This window comes from Flavobacterium swingsii (assembly GCF_900111965.1).
Taxonomy (GTDB): domain Bacteria; phylum Bacteroidota; class Bacteroidia; order Flavobacteriales; family Flavobacteriaceae; genus Flavobacterium; species Flavobacterium swingsii.
Map to the genome: position 1 here is coordinate 165,115 of NZ_FOJT01000004.1, position 20,709 is coordinate 185,823.

Consider the following 20,709-nt stretch of genomic DNA (forward strand, 5'->3'; position numbering starts at 1 on the left):
TCGTTTGTTTTTTTTCAAGCCACAAAAGGAGCTTCTTGCAGTCGCTCTTTTCTGTCAGAAAAAAATACAACGAGACTCAAAAGGCTTTCCGTTTCTATCTGGGCTAAAATTCCTCTCTCTGCGAAGAGTTATTAAAAGAAAAAGCAACTCCCTTGATGAGTTGCTTTTTTATTCTCTTTGTGGGCACGGACTATCGGAGTTAGTGAGTATTTATTTACGTCTGCGAAGTCAGAGACATTCGCAGAGCCGTTCTAAGTTTATTCACTCTTCGCAGAGCGGGGAAAATTAAACTAATTCTTTTTCAAAACCACTATAACAAAAAAAGCAACAATTTTTACTTGTTGCTTTTGTTTTTACTTGTAGTACTTGACTTTGTTTGTGGGAACAGAATGCAATTCGCTATCGTACGTTTCCGTAGTCTTTATTTTAAAGTTAAATATCGTTCTAAATCTAACCTATCTTCTTTTAAAGGAGGAATTATAATATCAAATAACTCGGCTTGAGATTTCATTATGGTTAAAGTATCATAATACGCCATAATCTGACCTTTTAAATAATCCTTATCTTGTTCGTTACAATTAGATATATCATTCTCCAAATCTTTCAACTTTTTTATTTGAATAGACACAAGGTCTTCTAAATAATTCTTATAATTACTCATTTTATTTTGTCTCAGTTAAAATTCCTTTTAATATATTTTGTTGCTCTTTTTGACGTAGAATATCACTTGGCCATTTTTTCTCTATTAAAGCTTTTTGTTGACGTGGATCTAAAGATTCCCAAGCTCCTTTCTTCAGTTTTTCCATAGTTTCTTTTGGGTTTTTAATTAATTCTGTATGCTCATCTATTTGCCTTTGTAGTTTTTTTATTCCTTTTTCTAATTGCGCCTTTGTTTGATTTAGCGCAGTCTTGTAAAATCCTGAATGAGAACCTCCTTCCTTTGCAATCACATACGCACTTTTTTCAGATACTTTCTCTACAATTTGCGCTTCCCCTTGTTGTCCTGCTTTTTCAACAAGCTTTTTTTCAACTTCACCAACAATTTTTTCTTCAGCCTTTTTTAATGTAATTTTAGAAGTTACTTTAGTTAGAATTGGTGCAGCTTTCTTGAGAAGAGGTTTAAGAATAAGTTTATTAGCTACTCTCCCAGCAGCTGGTCCAGCACCAATAGTAATAAGACCAATACTACGATCTGTTGATGCTTCATCATATTTTCTTTGATTATCTGCTTTATCTAGAGTTGGCGCCATTGCAATATCTGATACTAACAGTAGAGCTGCTATTAATACCCAAGGACAGTCGCCGTCTGGATCACTATATTTTATAGGCATCCCATAATTTACCGCATAAGGACTCCAGAAAGATAAGCCATCGGGGTCGGGATTCCATCTTGTAGCTATTCTTGGATCGTATTCCCAAAACTTAGCTGTATAGTGATTTCCTTCTCCTGATATTTCATCTACTTTCTCTTGAGTATTAAACCCGTAACGGTAGGCTGTGCTTGATCCGTGGCGATTTGGAACCAGGGAACCAAAAGGATAGTAATCTTTATTTGCTTAACTCCAATAATTACAATGACTCACGCTAAATAAAAAATCTATATTTTTGCACTTTATAGCGTTTTTTGACATTTTTTGGGCATAAAAACCAGTAAAATAAGAACGTATTATTCATTACAAATCTAACGAAAATAATGACTAAAAACTCCAGCCTTTATAATCGGCCGATTTTTCTAATCGATTCTCAACACCATCAGGAAGGTTAGGAAAAAAATTAATTCCTGTCATTTTTTCAATTTTATCAATCGGAACTACAAACATATTCAAAGGTTTTTCAGAATCTTCATGAGGCAACAAGAACGCAATTACTTTATATTCTCCTCTAGAATTGTCTAACAATATTTTATAAAAATATTCAGGAACCGAAACGCCTTCGTTACCTATGGTTTCTAAATTATTAGTCAAAACACCACCCGTTACAATATAAACACCATCATATTTTGCGGCCCAATATCTAGTTTTTTGTTCTAAGTTGTTCCAAATACCGGCATTAAAACCGTTTAGTTGCGGCGAAATATTCGAAGTATAAAAAGTCTCGTCAAAAGCCTTACGAGAAAAACGACGGTCGGCAGCAGGACACAAATGGCCTTTGTCATAACCAGAACGTTTGTAGTTTTTCCAACTTGCAGAACCACTTTCTACCTCAGGATCATCAATAAAATAAGGTCTATCTAAATTAGAACGACTCAGCTGATTTTTCTTCAACTCATAAGCAACCCATTCTGCTTGCTCATGTTTTTCGCTATAGGATAAAGTATAAAACTCATGCTCGACAATCTCATTTGTGGTCGAAGTTGGCAAATAATAATTCTTATCACTTATAGAAACAGTAGTGTTTGCAAGATTATTTTTAATTACACTATCTTTATTTTGGTCTGATTTTTGCTTACTACAACCACAGAACATAAAAAAAGAAGTAGTAAGGATTAAAAAATTATAATAAAATCTCATAAAATTATCAAATTATTGTATTTTTATGAGGTAAATATAACAAGATATTGCTTCTATTTAGACTAAAAAAATAAAAAACAAATTATGAAAACAAAAATTATTATTGCTGGACTAACACTTTTATTAGGGGTTACAGTAAATGCTCAGGAAACAACTACGATAACTCCAGAACAAGTAAAATTAGTGCGTCAAAAAGATTCTTTGATGAATATTCAGGCTACCAAAGATAAAATGCAAGCTGAAAAAGACAAAATTCAGGCTGAAAAAGATAAAGTTACCGCTGAGAAAGAAAGAAAACGTGCCGAAGAAGAAAGTAATCGTGCCGAAAAAGAAAAAGACAGAGCTCAAAAAGATTTAGATAAAGCCGAAAAAGAAAAAAAACGTGCCGAAAAAGAAGCTGATAACAAAATAAAAAAAGAAGAGAAAAGAATAAAAGACGCTGAAAAAGCTGCCGACAAATTGGAAGCTGCTCAGAAAAAAATGGAAAAAGAAAGAGAAAAAGCAGAAAAAGACAGAGAAAAAGCTGCTAAAGCTCAAGAAAAGTACATGAGTGAAAAAGACAAGCTTCAAGATATTAATGAAGACATTGCAAAAGAGACAGAGAAACTTGACAAGCAAAACAAAAAAGGAAAATTATCGCCACAAGACATTGCAAAATGGAATGAGAAATTAGCCAAAATGAAAGAGAAATCAGCAGACCAACAAAAAAGAATTGAAAAAGCTCAAAGAGAATCTAATAAGTTATCTAAATAAATTACAAACCACCTTCGGGTGGTTTTTTTATAATAAAATGTTTGGAATGCGATATTATTTACTCAAATCAAAATCCTGATTTACGTCCCAATTGGCACGAACATCTATTTCCGTTGGGTAATGAACGACTTCTTCGGGCTGACGATTCTCTAAATAACTTCCTGTATCACGTTGTTTGTTCTTGTTTTGGTCGTATATTACACGAAGCGAATATTTTTGCGGTTCTACCAAAAGGAAATCGATAGTTGTATTGTTTTCTGAATATTCAGTGGCTAAAATTTTACCGTTTTTATCAGTCAATTCAATAATAACAGGAAAGGATTTTACGTTTTTTAAATTTATTTTCAGGTTCCCGTAATCAGCAAGAACTTTGGTGGAAAATTTAAAACTTAAACTATCATTTTTATGACCCAAATAATCTTCAACAGCATTTGGTAATAAGGAAAAAGTGTATTTTTCTTCTGGTTCTTTGGTAAATAAAATTTCCAAATTTTGATTGTATTCGTCATAATTGGTTTTAAAATCAACTTTTGAAGAGTCTTTTTTTGTTAAAGTCATTTTCGTTAAATCGAACTTATCCAAAGGTGTTTTTGTAACAATACTGAAATTCTCTTTAAATGAAATTGCTCCGCTTTGTTTCGGAGATAATTTTAAACTATCCTGATATTGGCTTTTTAATTTAACAATATAATCCTTTTTGTAGTTTCCATTCTCGATGTTTAATTGAATGGAATCGTTTTTTATCGGCGCAAACCAAACCTGAACTGAATCTTTATTTTCAAATTTAGTCAACCTGTTTTTTATAATATTGTTGTTTTGTTTGGCTTCAATTTTTATGTTTTTCGCATTCCCTTCGTGACCAATAATTACTCTATTTCCTGAGGCTTGCGATGGTTTTTTTGTTTTAAATTTTGCTTCTTCTTTAAACAACTCTAATTCAAAAACAGATTTGTCCGGAACAGAAATTATTTGATTATAAAATCCTATTTTGTCTTTATTTGGGTCAAATTTGTAGTTGTCACTTTTTTCTTTTAGGGCAACTAATTTGTATTTCCCAGCTTTAATATTTTCTATTTTAAAAGATTTTAAACTATCAGCTGTATTGGTTATATAACGAGGTGTTTGCTTGTAAATAATCGAATCATTGTATTTTTCGTCGACTTCATAAAGCATTACATTTACAGATTTGTCAGTGTTTTTTTCGTAGGAATCTTTAATTATTCCTTCTATAGAAAGCGAATCGATATATGTTCCTGTAGAAAGCACATATTTTAGTTGCGGATAAGGATTTCCCTCGTTATAATCGACAATACTTTTCCCGAAATTGAAGCTATAAGTGGTGTTTGGCTTCAAAGTATCGTTAATTTTAATGGTAATATATTTGCTTGCACTTCCTTGTGGTAAAACCGTTATGGGCGTTTTCATAGGTGGCGAAACGATGAGTTGTTTTTGTAAATCTTTGATTTTTACATATTCATCGAAAGTGATTTTTATGGTGTTTTTGTCGAAATTTGTAGAAAAATTCTCAGGAAAACTAGATGTGATTTTAGGCGGCATTATGTCTTTGTCACCACCAGTTATTGTGCCTCTTTTTGCGCAACTTACCACAATAAGCAACGTGCAAAAAACAACTGTTAGGATATGAATTTTTCTCATGAAACTTAATTTAATCAGTACAAAATAACGACTATATTTAGTGGAAACGAAATAATTTTAAATTTGTTTAACCTTTTTCAAATAAATCTAGGATTGCGACATGGCAATGGTAACAATACTTAATTTTGCTCCAGGAATTTGTAAAACAGCTTTTCCGCAGGCTTCGAGTGTTGCGCCAGTGGTAAGAACATCGTCTATAAGTAAGAAATGTTTGTTGTGGTGAATGTTCGAAAATTGTACTTGAAAAGTGTTTTCGGATACGGAATTTCGATTTATTAGATTCTTTTTAGATTGTGTTACGGCATATTCGTTTCGGACTAAAACAGTATCGTCAAATTCTTTTTTCAACCCATTAGCAATAGCGTTTCCAAAAGTTGTTACCTGATTATAGCCACGTTCTTTCAATCTTTTTTTGTGCAAAGGAACTGGAATAATATAATCGATGTTTTGTAGTATTTGAATGTCATTCAATTCATTAGCATACCAATTTCCCAAAATAAATCCTATTTTTTGATGGTTTCTATATTTTAAATTGTGAATGAGCTGTTGGGCGATTCCTTTTTTATGATAATACAACATTGCCGAAACGTGCTCGACGGGAATTCGACCGTAAAATTTCTTAAAAGACTCATTACCAGAACGTAAAAAATCGGTGGTTAATGGTAGATTGTGTCTGCATGAAATACAAATGGTGTCTTCGTTTTGCAAAAGCATTTCCGAACAACCAGAGCAAACATTTGGAAAGAATAATTTTATCAGTTTTTTAAGCATTTTGTCGATTTTATTTGTGATGATTTAAAATAATTTATAATTTTATTCAGAACTATAAATTTTCCTCAGGTATGACGTTAAGAACTACCCTAACCATGATAAAGCTTTCTTCCGTCGTTTTTGTATCTACAACTATGGTTTTTGCAGTAAAATATTACGATAGCCAAAGTAAAAACAAAAAGCTAAAGGAAACAATTCAAATAGACAAAAAAACCTATGCGAATGATTTGAAAGAAATTTTCAATCGTTATGATTCTGAATTGCTAAAAAACAAAAACTTAATTCAATCTTCGAGTATTTTAAAACAAGGAAAAGAAACTATTATTAATAAAAATGATTTAAAAATCGTTCGAGATTCAAATGATAGCTCTGAATTAATTAAAAACAATCCTATTTTAAGTAAAATAGATTCATTAGAAACTAGTTTAAGAAAGCAAAGTGATGAGAATAAATCACTTACGAATCAGGTAAGTATTTTGATTAATAAAAACAGAGAATTACAAAAGCAAAGCTCGAATAACGAAAATACGATAACGGTTACTAAAAATCTAACAGCAATAAATGTGTATGCAAAAGCAATGAAAATTGTGTCTAACAATATCATCGAAACCAAACGTTTTAGTAACACCGAGCAAATAAAAATCTGTTTTACTTTGTTAGAAAACAAAGCCGCTCTAAAAGGAAACAAAGATTTATACATTCAAATTGTAAATCCGAAAAATAAAATTGTAAGCAAAAATGGTGAGTTTGTAGAAGACAAAAACAAATTATTAGACTATACTGCAAAAACAAATGTTTTTTATAACAACGACCAACTCGATGTTTGCGTTTTTGTAGATCCCAATAAAAATGATATAGTAAAAGGAGATTACGAAATAAATATTTTTTCGGGAATCAACTTAATAGGAAACACAGTTTTTTCCCTCAAATAATAAGTTTAAAAACAATATTTTACCGCAAATTCGCAAGTTAAGTAATTTAGATTGGTTTATTTAATTAGCGAATTTTCGGTATTTTTTTTAAAATTAAATTTTCTTTTCTAAGAAATACACAACCATTTCTTTTGGGACTTTTGCGTTAAAAATAACCAAACTCATTTTTTGTCACGCGCTAAAAATTTTTTCTAAATTTTTCATTCCCTTTTCTTATTTTTGCAACATGGCAAAACAAGAAGATTTATTTAAGAACGTAATTTCGCACGCAAAAGAATACGGATTTATTTTTCCGTCGAGCGAAATTTACGATGGTTTGAGCGCAGTATATGATTATGCTCAAAATGGTGCAGAACTAAAGAAAAACATTAGAGAATATTGGTGGAAATCGATGGTGCAAATGCACGAAAATATTGTAGGTATTGATGCCGCAATATTAATGCATCCAACGACTTGGAAGGCTTCCGGTCACGTAGATGCTTTCAATGATCCATTAATAGACAATAAAGATTCCAAAAAAAGATACAGAGCTGACGTTTTAATCGAGGATTATGCCGAGAAATTAAACCAGAAAGCCGAAAAAGAAATCGAAAAAGCAAGTATTCGCTTTGGCGAAAGCTTTAATCGTGAGGAATTTGTAACTACAAATGCTCGTGTGGTCGAATATCTGTCTAAAAAGAACGAAATTCTAGCAAGAATGGCTCGTTCGTTAGAAACTGAAAATCTAGCCGACGTAAAAGCATTAATCGAAGAATTAGAAATTGCTTGTCCAGATTCAGGATCGAGAAATTGGACTGAAGTAAAGCAATTTAACCTGATGTTTGGCACAAAAATCGGAGCATCGGCAGAATCTGCGATGGATTTATATTTGCGTCCAGAAACAGCACAAGGTATTTTTGTAAACTTCTTAAATGTTCAAAAATCGGGTCGTATGAAAATTCCTTTCGGAATCGCACAAACCGGAAAAGCGTTTAGAAACGAAATCGTTGCCCGTCAATTTATATTCAGAATGCGTGAATTCGAACAAATGGAAATGCAATTTTTTGTAAAACCAGGCGAAGAGATGAAGTATTACGAATATTGGAAAACCACGCGTTTAAACTGGCATTTATCACTCGGATTAGGAAAAGAAAATTATCGTTTTCATGACCACGAAAAATTAGCACATTATGCAAATGCAGCGGCCGATATCGAGTTTAATTTTCCATTTGGATTCAAAGAATTAGAAGGAATTCATTCTCGTACTGATTTCGATTTGAAAGCACATGAGAAATTTTCAGGAAAAAAATTACAATATTTTGATACCGAAACCAATGCAAATTATACGCCGTATGTTGTAGAAACATCGGTAGGATTAGACAGAATGTTCTTGGCAGTTTTTTCAAATTCATTAAAAGAAGAAACTTTAGAAGACGGTTCAACAAGAACAGTTTTGCAATTACCATCGGTTTTAGCGCCTACAAAAGCTGCCGTTTTACCATTGGTAAAAAAAGACGGTTTGCCAGAAGTTGCCAGAAAAATCATAGAAGATTTAAAATGGGATTTCAATGTGGCTTATGATGAGAAAGATGCCGTTGGAAGACGTTACAGAAGACAAGATGCTTTGGGAACACCATTTTGTATCACAGTCGATCATCAAACTTTAGAAGACGAAACGGTAACTATTCGTCATCGTGATACTATGAAACAAGATCGAGTTAAAATTTCTGAACTAAGAAATATCATTAACAATGAAGTTTCAGTAAAAAACTGGTTAATGAAAATGTAGTTTGATTTAAAACTTACTAAAAAACAAAAATCCGAATAGCAATATTCGGATTTTTTTGTGGTATATTGAGCCTTATATGTCTCGCCGGCTTTATGGCGGTTGCGGAAATTTACCACAAAATATTACAAATACAGAGCAAGCCTAGCAGTTCCATAAAACCGCTGTTAGCGGATGTTTTCTTTTCTGTAAACTAATATTTCAGGTGTATTAACATATTCATCTTCTTTTCTCCATTCTGAAATTTTCAATTCGTTAACAGGTTGTAGATTTTCTGTTTTCAATATTTCAATTGCAACATTCATTTTTTTGATTATGAAATCCGAAGTTAGTTTATTTATTATTATTGGAGTTTTCATAATTATATTTCCATTTCTCCAAATGATTAAATATTTACAAGGTAATAAACTCCATTTTGAATTTGCATATTTTGTATTTAGTTCAGTTAGTTTTTTGTGATTAATAATATTTTGTTCGGTTTCAATTCGCTCAAAATACACATTAAATATTAAAGCACTTGAACGATTTCTGTCAACATAAGTTAACCAATCATAATATATATCAAATATAAAACCTTTGTAATTTCCAGTTATCCCTCTATATTTATTTACTTTTTCTACTTTAAAACCAAGTGAAATTAACTTTTTAAAACTTTCACTTTCAATTATTTCACAATGCCTTTTATATCCCAGTTTTTTTGTTAAAAGCCCAAATGAGATAACAAAAAATGTAATCAGACAAAAAGCAATTAATGAGATTAGTAAATTTTTAGTTGTCAAATAAGTGATTACAGAAATTGGTATATTAAAGTAAAAAGAGATTATTATTTCTTCTTTTAATTCTGATTTTTTCATTTAATTTCAATTGTTATTCCGTAGCACGAAAATATCCGATAACTTTGGGATAATAGATGTATAAGTATAAAATTTAAAACAAAAAACCCGAATATTGCTATTCGGGTTTCGTGGTACCTCCAGGGATCGAACCAGGGACACATGGATTTTCAGTCCATTGCTCTACCATCTGAGCTAAGGTACCGTCGCTTGATGCGGGTGCAAATATAGAATGATTTTTCGTTTATCCAAAACAATTTTTTAAAAAAATCTATTCGTACCTTCGCAAAATCAATATTAAACAAATGATTCTAACGATAGATGTAGGTAATACAAGGATTAAAAGTGCTGTTTTTGAGAACAATACGCTCATTGAAGCTTCTGTTTTTTCTAATGAAAATTTTCAGACAGAAATTGAAAATATTTTAAACGGAAACAAAAAAATAAACATTTTAGTAATAGCTTCGGTAGGAAAACTAGAAAAACAAGCTTTCGAATCGTTCTCAAACCGGGTAAAAGTTTATTTTATTTCTAGAGAAAGTGCTTTTCCATTTCAAAATAACTATGCAACGCCAAGTACGTTAGGAATTGATAGAATGGTTTTGGCGGCTGGTGCGGTTTTACAATTCCCAAAACAAAATCGACTTATAATTGACGTAGGAACTTGTGTTACTTATGATTTTGTTGATGAAAACAATATTTACCAAGGCGGTGCAATTTCTCCAGGAATTCGTTTGCGATACGAAGCGATGCACAATTATACTGCAAAACTACCTTTGTTAAGTATTGAAGAACCAGAAAATATAATAGGAAATTCTACAAACGAATCCTTACATTCAGGCGTGATAAATGGTTTGACTTTCGAAATTGAAGGTTATATTAACTCCTTAATGAGCAAAAATGAAAACTTTATCATAATTTTAACTGGCGGAGACGCTAATTTTTTGGCTAAACGATTAAAAAATACCATATTTGCCAATTCAAATTTTCTTTTAGAGAGTTTGAACAATCTTTATCAATATCAAATAAAAAATGATTAAAAAATTTTTATTAAGTAGTTTTATACTGCTTTCGCTACATAGTTTTGCTCAAGAAGGTACTGCTTCGCCTTATTCTTACTACGGAATTGGGGTTGTAAAATTTCAGGGAACTGTCGAAAATAAATCTATGGGAGGTTTGGGTATTTTGCCAGATAGTATTCATATGAATTTGCAAAACCCAGCATCATTATCAGCATTAAAATTAACCACGTATGGAATTGGGGGCACATACAATACTTTAAAATTAAAAAACGAAACGACAACAGAGAAAGCTAGAAGAACCACGCTCGATTATCTTGCAATGGCTTTTCCTGCTGGAAAATTAGGTTTAAGTTTAGGATTAATGCCTTACTCATCAGTTGGTTATAAAATTAAAAGCGAAAAAAACATTACATTACCATCATCGCAAATCGTCTCCGAAATTTCATCAAACTACGGAAGCGGAGGAGTAAATAAAGTGTTTGTTGGTGCTGGATATGAAGTTACACCTAAACTAAGTGTTGGTGCGGACTTGGGATATAATTTTGGGAAAATAGAAACAAACTCTGTTTATTCACGAAGTGATATTCAATTAGCTACAATGGAAGTAAACACTTCTGCGCTTAATGGTTTAAGTTTTAATACAGGTGCGATTTACAAATCGAAACTAAAAAAGTATGATTTAGTTTCTAGCGTTACTTTTTCTCCAGGAACAAACTTAAAATCTAAAAACACAAGAACCACTTCAACAATACCCTATACTCCAACTGTTGGAAGATCTGTAGAAGTTCCTGTTGCAGATTCTAATATAAAAATACCTACTAAATTTGCTTTTGGAGCAGGACTTGGTCACATTAAGAAATGGTTCGTAGGTTTCGAAACGACATTTCAAGGGGTAAGTAATTCAGGAAATGCGTATGCTTCAAATGTGTCTTTCGAAAGTGCAACAAAAATAGCATTAGGAGGATATTATACACCTAATTACAATTCTTTTTCAAATTATTTAAATAAAATAACTTACAGAGCAGGTTTTCGTCACGAAAACACAGGTTTAGTAATTAATAGTAAATCTATCAATGACACTGCACTTACTTTAGGATTTGGAATGCCAGTAGGAGGTAATTTTTCTAATGTTAATGTGGGATTAGAATACGGAAAAAGAGGAACTACAAATGTAGGTCTTATACAAGAAAATTATTTAAACATTTCTGTTGGTTTATCGTTTAATGACAGATGGTTTGTGAAACGCAAATACGATTAATTTCAATAAATGACAATAAGATTTCAAATATTAAAAACAATAAAAAAAGTGATGCTACTTACTGTAGCAACACTTTTTTTTATTTCTTGTGAAAGTAATATTAATGAAGTTCGAAAAATAAATGTTGTCGAGTTTAATCCAGTTGGTGAAGCTAAAGATTTTAATCTAAAATACACCGATTCTGGAAAAATAAAAGCAGTTTTAGTGTCGCCACAAATGCTAGATTTTTCTCATTTAGAATTTCCATTTACCGAATTTCCAAAAGGCATAAAAGTCACTATTTATGATGAGCGAGCAAACAAAAGTTTTGTAACTTCTAATTATGCCATTTCTTATGCAAATTCGAATTTAATCGACTTGAGTGGAAAAGTAAAAATAACCACGCACGACGGAAAAACACTAGAAACAGAGCAATTGTATTACGACCAAAAAAACGAATGGTTTTTTACTCAAAAAACATATAAATTTACAAATAAAGGAAGTGTCATCGAAGGATTAGGAATAGATTTTAGTAAGGATTTCAAGGTTTTAGATACACAAAGTATAACGGGGATTTACAGCATTTAAAAAAAAATAAAAAAATGAATTATTTAAAATACACACAATACGTATATTTAGTTGCGGCACTATTTTTTGCATACGACGGATTTTCAAAATTAAATTCAGGCACAGATATGCCGTATTTAAGCTTTATACTTGCTGCTACTGCGGTATTTATGTTTTTCTTTCGCAGAAAATTCGCTAAAAAATTTGAGGATCAAGACAAGAATCAATAAAAAATTAAACTTTCTATCAAAATAAAAGCTTTAGCCTTTTGATATTTGATAGATAATCGTATTTTCGCTCACTGAATAAAAAATATTTTAAGAAAATGGCAGTTTTATCAAAAATTAGACAAAAATCGTTTCTAGTTATAGCAGTAGTAGGATTAGCATTATTTGCATTTATAATTGGTGCATTAATAGAAAATGGTGGTTTCGGACAAACCGTTAGAAATGCAGGAACAATAAATGGTGTTGATATTCCTTTTGAAGAATTTAGAGGGAAAGTAGATATGGCTCAAAAAAGCCAGCAAGGACAAAACATGTCTATTATTCAAGCAACAAATGGTGTTTGGGATCAAGAAGTAAGAAGAGTTTTGCTTCAAAAACAATGCGAAAAATTAGGTTTGCGTATAGGTGATGATCAATTAATTAATATAATTAAGGAAGATCCTCAATTTTCACAAACGCCACAATTTTTGAATGCTGCAGGGAAATTTGATAAAGCAAAATTTAACGAAGCATTATTGTCTTTAAAGAAAAATAGCCCAGAACAATGGGGGAAATGGTTAGAGGATGAAAAAAGAATTATGCAAGGTGCTGCTGAGCAAATGTATAACACAATGGTTCAATCTGGTTTTTATACGACACAAGCAGAAGCAAAATTTAACTACGAATTAGAGAATAATAAAGTTACTTTCGACGTAGTTTCTGTACCATATTCAACTATTGATGATAAAAAGGTAGAGCCTACAGATGCTGAACTAATAGCTTTTATGGAAAAAGACAAAAAGAAATACAAAGCTGACGAATCTCGTGAGTTAGAATTTGTTTTAATCGAAGACAAAGCATCGGCAGAAGACAAAAAAGTAGTAGAAGACAAAGTAAACGGATTATTAAATTCTGTAGAAGACAATCCAGTGACTGCAACTGTAAATGAAGCTAAAATTGGATTTAGAAACACACCAAATTTAGTAGAATTCGTGAATGCAAATTCAGATATAAAATACGATTCTACTTATGTTGCTAAAAAGGACTTGCCAGCAGAACACGCAGAAGCATTATTTAATTTAGCACCAGGACAAGTTTACGGACCATATACGTTTGGTGATTACTACTGTATTACAAGAACTTTAGGAAGAAAAGCAAGTGCAAATGCAAAAGCTAGTCATATCTTAATAAGTTATGAAGGTACACAGGTGCCAAATAAAAAGGAAAAAAGAACAAAAGAAGAAGCAAAAGCAAAAGCAGGATCATTGTTGGCTCAAGTTTTAGCAAATCCATCGGCATTCCAAATGTTGGCTTACACAAGTTCTGATGATTCATCTTCTCAACAAGGTGGAGATTTAGGTTATTTTGGTCAAGGACAAATGGTAAAACCATTTAATGATTTTGTATTCTCAAACCCAGTTGGAAAAATTGGAATGGTAGAAACTGATTTTGGTTTTCATATCATTAATGTAACTGATAAGCAAGATGCGGTTCGTTTGGCTACTATTGCACAAAAAATCTCACCATCAGAAACAACAAGTGATCAAGTATTTACAACTGCAACTAAATTTGAAATGGCTGCAAACGAAAAAGCATTTGATGTTGCTGCCAAAGAAATGAAACTAACAGTTGCTCCAGTTGCTAAACTATTGGCTCTTGACGAAAACGTACAAGGTGTAGGAAATCAAAGAGAAATTGTTCGTTGGGCATTTGGTGCAAAAGAAGGAGAAGTAAAACGTTTCAATATTCCTGCGGGTCATGTAATTGCTCGTTTGAAAAAAGTAAACGAAGCTGGTTTGTTAACTATCGAAGAAGCAAAAATTGCTATTGGACCTAAATTAAGAAACCAAAAGAAAGCAGAACAAATCAAAGTTAAAATGGCTGGATTTACGCTTGAAGCAGTTTCAAAAGCGACTGGTTCTCCGGTAAAAGAAGCTTTAGATGTAGTTGCTGCAAATGCTTACATACAAACTATTGGTGCAGAACCTAGAGTAGTAGGAACAGCATTTTCTCTAAAAGCAGGCGTTGTTTCTCCAACTATCGATGGAAATTCTGGAGTATTTAAAATTAAAGTAAAATCTAGCACAAAAGCACCAGCTGCTGCAAGCTATACAGATATTGTAACAAGACTAAACGGACAATCTAAAGGATCTGCTCCAGGAAGAGTTTACAATGCACTTAGAAAAGATGCTACTATCGAAGATAACAGAGCTCAATTTAACTAATAGGTTAAGTTTTATAAATATAAAAATCCCGAGCAATCGGGATTTTTTTGTTTTAATAAAGAGTCAAAATTCTATTACAATATCATCTCATCATAAGAAACCACAACATTATACCCTTTTGATGAAAAATAAGCCGTTGGATTATTCTTAGAAACAACCATTACAAAATCACCGCCCCAAGCGCCAAGACTTTTTACAGAGCCATCAAAATCTGGAAATAAAACTTCTTTTACAGGTTGCATTTCTAAGATTTTAGTCATCAAAACTTCGTGTTTTTCTATTAGTTTAGCAAATTCGTCTAACTCGGTTGCGTTTATTATAGCTTCTGTAATTTCATTTATTGTTGAAATTGAATCTGCAAGATTCTTTTGTTTGCTTCGATAATTTGCAATGGCTGTTTTGCTATTTTGCTTTTTGTTAAGGTAAACAAAGTAAATGTTTTCCTTGAATGTTAGATTAAAATAAATTGGTTTTACCAATGGTTTTTCGTTTGCCAATTGATACAAAATCGGCGAATTATTTTGCGCACAAGCAATGTCGTAGCCACTTCCGCCGAAAGCGTTTTTAAGCAAAGTAAAAGCATCAATTTGTAACCAACTAGCAATATTATTTATTAAAGTTGATGAAGTGCCCAATCCCCAAAATTTAGGAAAAGTAAGGTTTGTAGAAACAATATAGCCATCAGATTTAGTAATAAAACAAGAATTTAGTTTGTAAGATTCATGCAGAATTTCGATTAAAGTTGTTTTTACTACATTGTCTTCAAATGATTTTTTATTTACAATCTCGGAAAATAAAATAGTATCATTAAACCAAATACTATCATCGGAATCATAACTTTTCCAGACGATTTTTTTATCTGAACCATTTTCTATAATAAGATTCTGACCCATTTTTGTAGGCAAAGCCAAAGCTAATGCGCCATCTAAAACGACATATTCGCCCGTAATGAGTAATTTTCCGTTACTGTAAAATGTTTCTTTCAAGTTTCTTTTCTTATTAACCCTTCTAGGGTTTCAAACCCTAGAAGGGTTGTCTAAAATATTTACTTTCTTAAATCTTCAATAAAAGCAACAACTGCCGAATGCGAAACTGTATTTTCTTTGAAATGATTTTTTATTAAAATCCTTTCGTTTTCAGTAGCTTCAAACTGATTGATGATATTATTCAGGTGCATTTTCATGTGTCCTTGCTGAATTCCGGTGGTGGTTAGGCTTCGTAAAGCTGCGAAATTTTGCGCCAATCCAGCGACAGCCACAATTTGCATGAGCTCGTGTGCCGACGGTTTTCCTAACATTTCTAACGACATTTTTACCAGCGGATGCAACGAGGTGAGTCCACCAACGGTTCCTAATGCCAACGGAATTTCTATCCAAAAGGTAAAAATATCATTTTCTATTTTGGCGTGCGATAAGCTAGAATATTGTCCGTTTCTGGAAGCGTAAGCGTGAATTCCGGCTTCGACTGCACGAAAATCGTTTCCTGTTGCTAGGACCACAGCGTCAATTCCGTTCATGATGCCTTTGTTGTGCGTTACGGCTCTGAAAGGTTCTATTTCGGCAATTTTGACCGCGCGAATGAATTTTTCGGCAAATTCTTGTGGCTTTTCTATATTTTTTTCTGCTAATTCTGAAACTGGACAAGAAACTTCGGCGCGAACGATGCAATTGGGAACATAATTAGAGAGAATGCTCATTACGACTTCGATATTTTTCTCTTCTTCGGATAAAATGTCAGATTGTAATGCTTCTTCTTTTAGTGTTTTGGCAAATTGCTCTAAACAAGAATTGATGAAGTTGGCACCCATAGAATCTTTAGTTTCAAAAGTGGCGTGCAGTTGGTAATAATTCTCTAATTCAGATGTTTTATCACGCAATTCGATATCGAGAATTCCGCCACCGCGTTTTTGCATGTTTTTAGTAATGCTTTCGGTTTGGCTAAAGAATTTTGATTTTATTTGATTGAAAAAAGCAATTAAATTTTCCGAATTGCCTTTGAAAATAAAATGAACTTGTCCTATTTTTTCGGAATTAAGGACTCTGGTTTTAAATCCGCCACGAGTTCCCCAATATTTTGCCGATTTAGAAGCTGCAGCAACGACAGAGCTTTCTTCAATAGCAAACGGAATGGTGTAATTTTTACCGTTTATCAAGAAATTAGGAGCAACACCAAGTGGTAAATAGAAATTTGTAATGGTGTTTTCGATAAATTCATCATGTAATTTTTGCAATTCTAAATCAGAATTCCAATATTTTTTGATGGTTTTTGTTGCTTCTTCTGCATTAGAAAAATGAGTAGAAGCAATCCAATTTATTTTTTCTTCTTTGGTTAATTTTGAGAATCCGGAAATCGCTTTTGTCATATCGACTCTTGTTGTTTGAAATGCAAATATAAGGTTTGAAGTTTGATTTTTGGATGAGATTTGCAACGGAAAATATTTTTTTATTGTCTAAACTCGTGCTTTTAACAGTCATAATTGCGATTATGTCCGAATTTTTCACTAAAATTGGCATCGTTTATAATAATTTTACATGAAAACAATACAAAAAGCATTCGTTTTATTCTTATTTACTTCATTATCAGCAATTGCGCAACAAAAAATTACTTTAGAAGAAATTTGGGGCGGAGCCTTCAGAACTCAAGGAATGACTGAGTTGGCAGCTTTGAAAAACACAAATCAGTACACTGTTCTTAATTTTGACAAAGAATCAAAAACAATGCAAATCGATTTGTATGATTTTGCTACTTTAAACAAAGTGTACGCACTTGTAGATTCTAAAGATTTTAAATTATTAACAGGTATAGATAGTTATACCTTTAGCAAAGACGAAAAGAAAATTTTAATTGCAAATAACAGTGATCAAATTTTCCGTCATTCATTTGTGGCGAATTATTTCATTTATGATATTACAGCACAAACATTAGTCAAATTAGCTGATTACAAAGTACAAGAGCCTAATTTTTCGCCAGATGGAACTAAAATTAGTTACGCTTTCGAAAACAATATGTATTTGTACGATATCGCGACTAAAAAACACACACGAATTACAAAAGACGGTAAGAAAAATGCCGTTATTAATGGAGTTACAGACTGGGTTTATGAGGAAGAGTTTGCCTTTGTAAAAGCGTATGACTGGAATTTAAATTCAGACAAAATTGCGTTTATTCGTTTTGATGAAACCGATGTTCCTGAATTTTCGATGAATGTTTACGGACAAGAATTATATCCAGTTACCGAAAGATTCAAATATCCAAAAGCTGGAGAAAAGAATTCATTGGTTTCATTGCATATTTATGATGTAAAAACTGGAGAAACCAAAAAAGTAAATTTAGACCAATACAGCGATTTTTATATCGCTAGAATGAAATGGACCAATGAGGGCAATACCTTAAGCGCTCAAGTCTTAAATCGTCATCAGGATAATCTGGATTTGTTGTTTGTAGACGGAAATTCGGGAGCAACAAAAGTAGTTCTAAACGAAAAAGAGAAGGCTTATGTTGATGTGACGGATAACTTAACTTTCCTAAAAGACAATAGTTTCATTTGGACATCTGAAAAAGATGGTTTCAACCACATTTATCACTATAGTAAAGAAGGAAAGCTGAAAAGCCAAATCACAAAAGGTCTTTGGGAAGTAACTAATTATTATGGTTTTGATGAAAAAGCGGGAACAATTTACTATCAATCGGTAGAAAATGGTTCGATAAATCGTGATGTGTACAGCATCAAATTAAACGGAAGTGGAAAAACTCGTTTAACTTCTTCGACAGGAACAAATGTAGCGACTTTTAGCCCGAACTTTCAGTATTTTATCAATTCATATTCTAGTGCTAAAAACGCACCAAAATACACTTTGAATGAATCTAAAACTGGAAAAACGATTAAAACTATTGTTTCTAACGAAGTTTTAGAAACTAAATTAGCTTCTTACAATTTACCATCGAAAGAGTTTTTTGAATTAACAACTGAAAAAGGAAACAAACTAAATGCTTGGATGATTAAGCCAAAAGATTTTGATGCAAACAAAAAATACCCAGTATTTATGTATCAATATTCTGGTCCAGGATCACAACAAGTAAACAATGATTGGAATGCTTCAGACGATTACTGGTTTATGATGTTGGCGCAACAAGGTTACATCGTAGCTTGTGTCGACGGAAGAGGAACAGGTTTTAAAGGAGCTGATTTCAAAAAATGTACCCAAAAAGAATTAGGAAAATTAGAAGTAGAAGACCAAATTGATGCTGCGAAAGTTTTTGGAACTTATGCTTATGTAGATAAATCAAGAATTGGAATTTTTGGTTGGTCTTACGGAGGTTTTATGGCTTCGAATTGTATTTTTCAGGGAGCCGATGTTTTCAAAACAGCCATTGCCGTTGCGCCAGTAACTTCTTGGAGATATTATGATAGCGTTTATACTGAAAGATATATGCAAACACCGCAAGAAAATGCAAGTGGTTACGATAATAATTCGCCAATAACACATGTGAGTAAACTAAAAGGTAATTTTCTTCTAATACACGGAACTGCCGATGATAACGTACATGTACAAAATACAATGAAAATGATTGAAGCTTTGGTACAAGCCAACAAACAGTTCGATTGGGCAATATATCCAGATAAAAATCATGGGATTTATGGCGGAAAAACAAGATTACAATTGTACACTAAAATGACCAATTTTATTAAAGAAAAATTATAATTAAAAACCAAAACTAAAATATGAATAATACAAATACACTTACATTAGAAGAAATTCAAAATTTTGAAGGTAAATATCCGAAACAACTTTGGTATTTATTTTTAGTTGAAATGTGGGAACGTTTCTGTTTTTACGGAATGCGTGGTGTTTTAACCATTTTTATGGCCGATCAGATTTTAGGATTAGCATTATCTGACAAAGATGCCAATTTAAAATATGGAGCTATTCAAGCTTTTGTATACGCTTTTACATTCATTGGAGGAATTTTTGCTGATAAAATTTTAGGATTTAAAAAATCACTTCTTTTTGGTGGTACTGTTATGATTCTGGGGAATTTAATTATTGCTTTTTCTCCACAAGAAATGTTTTATTTAGGAATCACACTTTCTATTATTGGAACTGGGTTTTTTAAACCAAATATTTCCTCAATGGTGGGTGAATTGTATAAAGAAGGGGATAGTAGAAGAGATGCCGGATTTGGATTATTTTATTCAGGAATAAACATTGGTGCTTTACTTGGTGGAGCAGTTTGTGTTTACTTAGGAACAAGTCCTGATTACGGTTGGAGTTATGCATTTTTATCTGCTGCAATAGTAATGGTTATCGGATTGATTACTTTTATTCTTACAAAAAAATCATTAGGCCCAATTGGAGATTCTCCTTTATTAAATTTGGAACCTCAAAAAAGAACAATGAGAGAAATTGCGGTATATGTTGGATCATTAATCAGTATTCCGCTAATTTTTATAATGATCAAAAATACAGATTATACTGATTATTTCATGTACACAATTGGTCCGTTGGCTATTTTGTTTTTTCTTTATGAAACCTTCAAAGAGAAGGATATAAAAGCACAAAAAAAATTAATTGCCGCTTTTGTATTTATCTTGTTTTCAGTTATTTTTTGGGCGTTTTTTGAACAAAGTGGTGGTTCGTTAGCACTTTTTGCTAAAAATAATCTGAGCCATAATTTATTCTTTTTCGACATCAATCCAAATATTGTAAACAATACTTCAAACTCATTATTTGTAATTATTTTTAGTCCAATACTAGGTTTAATTTGGCTTGCTATGGCAAAAAAGAAAATAGAACCTAATACTGTAATGAAATTTGGTTTAGGATTTTTGTTTTTAGCCGCAGCTTTTTATGTGTTTTATTACACTAAGTTTTTTGCAAATGCGGAAGGAATGACTTCTTTAAATATTTTTACATTGGCTTATTTGGTAATTACATTTGGAGAACTTTGTTTGTCGCCAATTGGATTGTCTATTATGACAAAATTATCACCTAAAAGATTGTCAGGAATGATGATGGGAATGTGGTTTTTAGCAAGCGCTTATGGGCAATATGCTGCGGGTTTATTGGGAGCAGGAATGTCATCACCTGATGAAAACGCATCTCTAGTGACAAAATTACAAGGCTATACAGATGGGTATTATCAATTAGCAATATATGCTTTAATTGCTGGAACACTACTAATTGTAGTTTCGCCTTTGATTAAAAAATTAATGCAAGAAGTTAAATAAATT

The 20,709-nt window shown here is 32.2% G+C and carries 18 protein-coding genes and 1 tRNA gene; 10 read left to right on the forward strand and 9 right to left on the reverse strand.

Annotated features, from left to right (window positions below; all coding sequences use genetic code 11):
* Positions 1 to 421 precede the first annotated feature (421 nt).
* From BM053_RS12170 to BM053_RS07840, 3 genes are all read right to left on the reverse strand, one after another.
* Positions 422 to 598, reverse strand: coding sequence for a hypothetical protein (locus tag BM053_RS12170; RefSeq protein ID WP_167357324.1), 177 nt, complete (start codon positions 596 to 598; stop codon positions 422 to 424).
* Between the two features lie 64 nt (positions 599 to 662).
* The gene (locus BM053_RS07835) at positions 663 to 1,331 is read right to left on the reverse strand and encodes a hypothetical protein (RefSeq protein ID WP_091476017.1); all 669 of its coding nucleotides are present in this window, start codon (positions 1,329 to 1,331) and stop codon (positions 663 to 665) included.
* A gap of 366 nt (positions 1,332 to 1,697) precedes the next feature.
* Complete coding sequence (locus BM053_RS07840) at positions 1,698 to 2,510, reverse strand: DNA/RNA non-specific endonuclease (RefSeq protein WP_091476020.1); 813 nt, start codon at positions 2,508 to 2,510, stop codon at positions 1,698 to 1,700.
* Positions 2,511 to 2,594: 84 nt separating this feature from the next.
* On the opposite strand from BM053_RS07840, the gene BM053_RS07845 reads away from it, so the two are divergent.
* Complete coding sequence (locus tag BM053_RS07845) at positions 2,595 to 3,263, forward strand: hypothetical protein (protein WP_091476024.1); 669 nt, start codon at positions 2,595 to 2,597, stop codon at positions 3,261 to 3,263.
* Positions 3,264 to 3,317: 54 nt separating this feature from the next.
* Here the strand turns inward: BM053_RS07845 and BM053_RS07850 are convergent, their stop codons facing one another.
* Positions 3,318 to 4,919 carry an Ig-like domain-containing domain gene (locus BM053_RS07850; protein WP_091476027.1) on the reverse strand — a complete coding sequence of 534 codons (1,602 nt, stop codon included), beginning with the start codon at positions 4,917 to 4,919 and terminating at the stop codon, positions 3,318 to 3,320.
* 87 nt (positions 4,920 to 5,006) lie between these two features.
* Positions 5,007 to 5,690: a ComF family protein gene (locus BM053_RS07855; RefSeq protein WP_091476030.1), complete on the reverse strand. Its 684-nt coding sequence runs from the start codon at positions 5,688 to 5,690 to the stop codon at positions 5,007 to 5,009.
* Between the two features lie 71 nt (positions 5,691 to 5,761).
* On the opposite strand from BM053_RS07855, the gene BM053_RS07860 reads away from it, so the two are divergent.
* Complete coding sequence (locus BM053_RS07860; RefSeq protein WP_091476033.1) at positions 5,762 to 6,622, forward strand: hypothetical protein; 861 nt, start codon at positions 5,762 to 5,764, stop codon at positions 6,620 to 6,622.
* A gap of 226 nt (positions 6,623 to 6,848) precedes the next feature.
* On the forward strand, positions 6,849 to 8,390 hold the full coding sequence (locus tag BM053_RS07865) for a glycine--tRNA ligase (protein WP_091476036.1): 1,542 nt from the start codon (positions 6,849 to 6,851) through the stop codon (positions 8,388 to 8,390).
* A 164-nt stretch (positions 8,391 to 8,554) separates the two neighbouring features.
* On the opposite strand, the gene BM053_RS07870 is transcribed toward BM053_RS07865, so the two are convergent.
* Entirely contained in the window at positions 8,555 to 9,241 is a 687-nt protein-coding gene (locus BM053_RS07870; protein ID WP_091476039.1) for a hypothetical protein, read from the reverse strand.
* A 111-nt stretch (positions 9,242 to 9,352) separates the two neighbouring features.
* A tRNA-Phe gene (locus BM053_RS07875) sits at positions 9,353 to 9,425 on the reverse strand.
* A 100-nt stretch (positions 9,426 to 9,525) separates the two neighbouring features.
* On the opposite strand from BM053_RS07875, the gene BM053_RS07880 reads away from it, so the two are divergent.
* From BM053_RS07880 to BM053_RS07900, 5 genes are all read left to right on the forward strand, one after another.
* Positions 9,526 to 10,260 (forward strand): type III pantothenate kinase, encoded by a 735-nt coding sequence (locus BM053_RS07880; RefSeq protein WP_091476041.1) that lies wholly within the window; start codon positions 9,526 to 9,528, stop codon positions 10,258 to 10,260.
* Positions 10,253 to 11,500: a BamG family beta-barrel-assembly machinery protein gene (locus BM053_RS07885; RefSeq protein ID WP_091476044.1), complete on the forward strand. Its 1,248-nt coding sequence runs from the start codon at positions 10,253 to 10,255 to the stop codon at positions 11,498 to 11,500. Before BM053_RS07880 ends, BM053_RS07885 begins: the two co-directional genes overlap by 8 nt.
* A gap of 9 nt (positions 11,501 to 11,509) precedes the next feature.
* Positions 11,510 to 12,067 (forward strand): LPS export ABC transporter periplasmic protein LptC, encoded by a 558-nt coding sequence (gene lptC, locus BM053_RS07890; protein ID WP_091476046.1) that lies wholly within the window; start codon positions 11,510 to 11,512, stop codon positions 12,065 to 12,067.
* 14 nt (positions 12,068 to 12,081) lie between these two features.
* Positions 12,082 to 12,276 (forward strand): hypothetical protein, encoded by a 195-nt coding sequence (locus BM053_RS07895; RefSeq protein WP_091476048.1) that lies wholly within the window; start codon positions 12,082 to 12,084, stop codon positions 12,274 to 12,276.
* 95 nt (positions 12,277 to 12,371) lie between these two features.
* Positions 12,372 to 14,477, forward strand: coding sequence for a peptidylprolyl isomerase (locus tag BM053_RS07900; protein ID WP_091476050.1), 2,106 nt, complete (start codon positions 12,372 to 12,374; stop codon positions 14,475 to 14,477).
* Positions 14,478 to 14,551: 74 nt separating this feature from the next.
* Here BM053_RS07900 and BM053_RS07905 read toward each other — a convergent pair whose 3' ends face one another.
* Positions 14,552 to 15,463, reverse strand: a complete 912-nt coding sequence (locus BM053_RS07905) for a GYDIA family GHMP kinase (protein ID WP_091476052.1) — start codon at positions 15,461 to 15,463, stop codon at positions 14,552 to 14,554.
* Positions 15,464 to 15,522: 59 nt separating this feature from the next.
* Positions 15,523 to 16,839 carry a hydroxymethylglutaryl-CoA reductase, degradative gene (locus BM053_RS07910; RefSeq protein ID WP_091476055.1) on the reverse strand — a complete coding sequence of 439 codons (1,317 nt, stop codon included), beginning with the start codon at positions 16,837 to 16,839 and terminating at the stop codon, positions 15,523 to 15,525.
* A gap of 169 nt (positions 16,840 to 17,008) precedes the next feature.
* Between BM053_RS07910 and BM053_RS07915 the strand changes: the two genes are divergently transcribed.
* Together BM053_RS07915 and BM053_RS07920 are read left to right on the forward strand one after the other, a co-directional pair.
* Positions 17,009 to 19,180 (forward strand): S9 family peptidase, encoded by a 2,172-nt coding sequence (locus BM053_RS07915; protein WP_091476057.1) that lies wholly within the window; start codon positions 17,009 to 17,011, stop codon positions 19,178 to 19,180.
* A 20-nt stretch (positions 19,181 to 19,200) separates the two neighbouring features.
* A complete protein-coding gene (locus BM053_RS07920) occupies positions 19,201 to 20,706 on the forward strand; it encodes a peptide MFS transporter (RefSeq protein ID WP_091476059.1) in 1,506 nt (501 codons plus the stop codon).
* Positions 20,707 to 20,709: the final 3 nt, after the last annotated feature.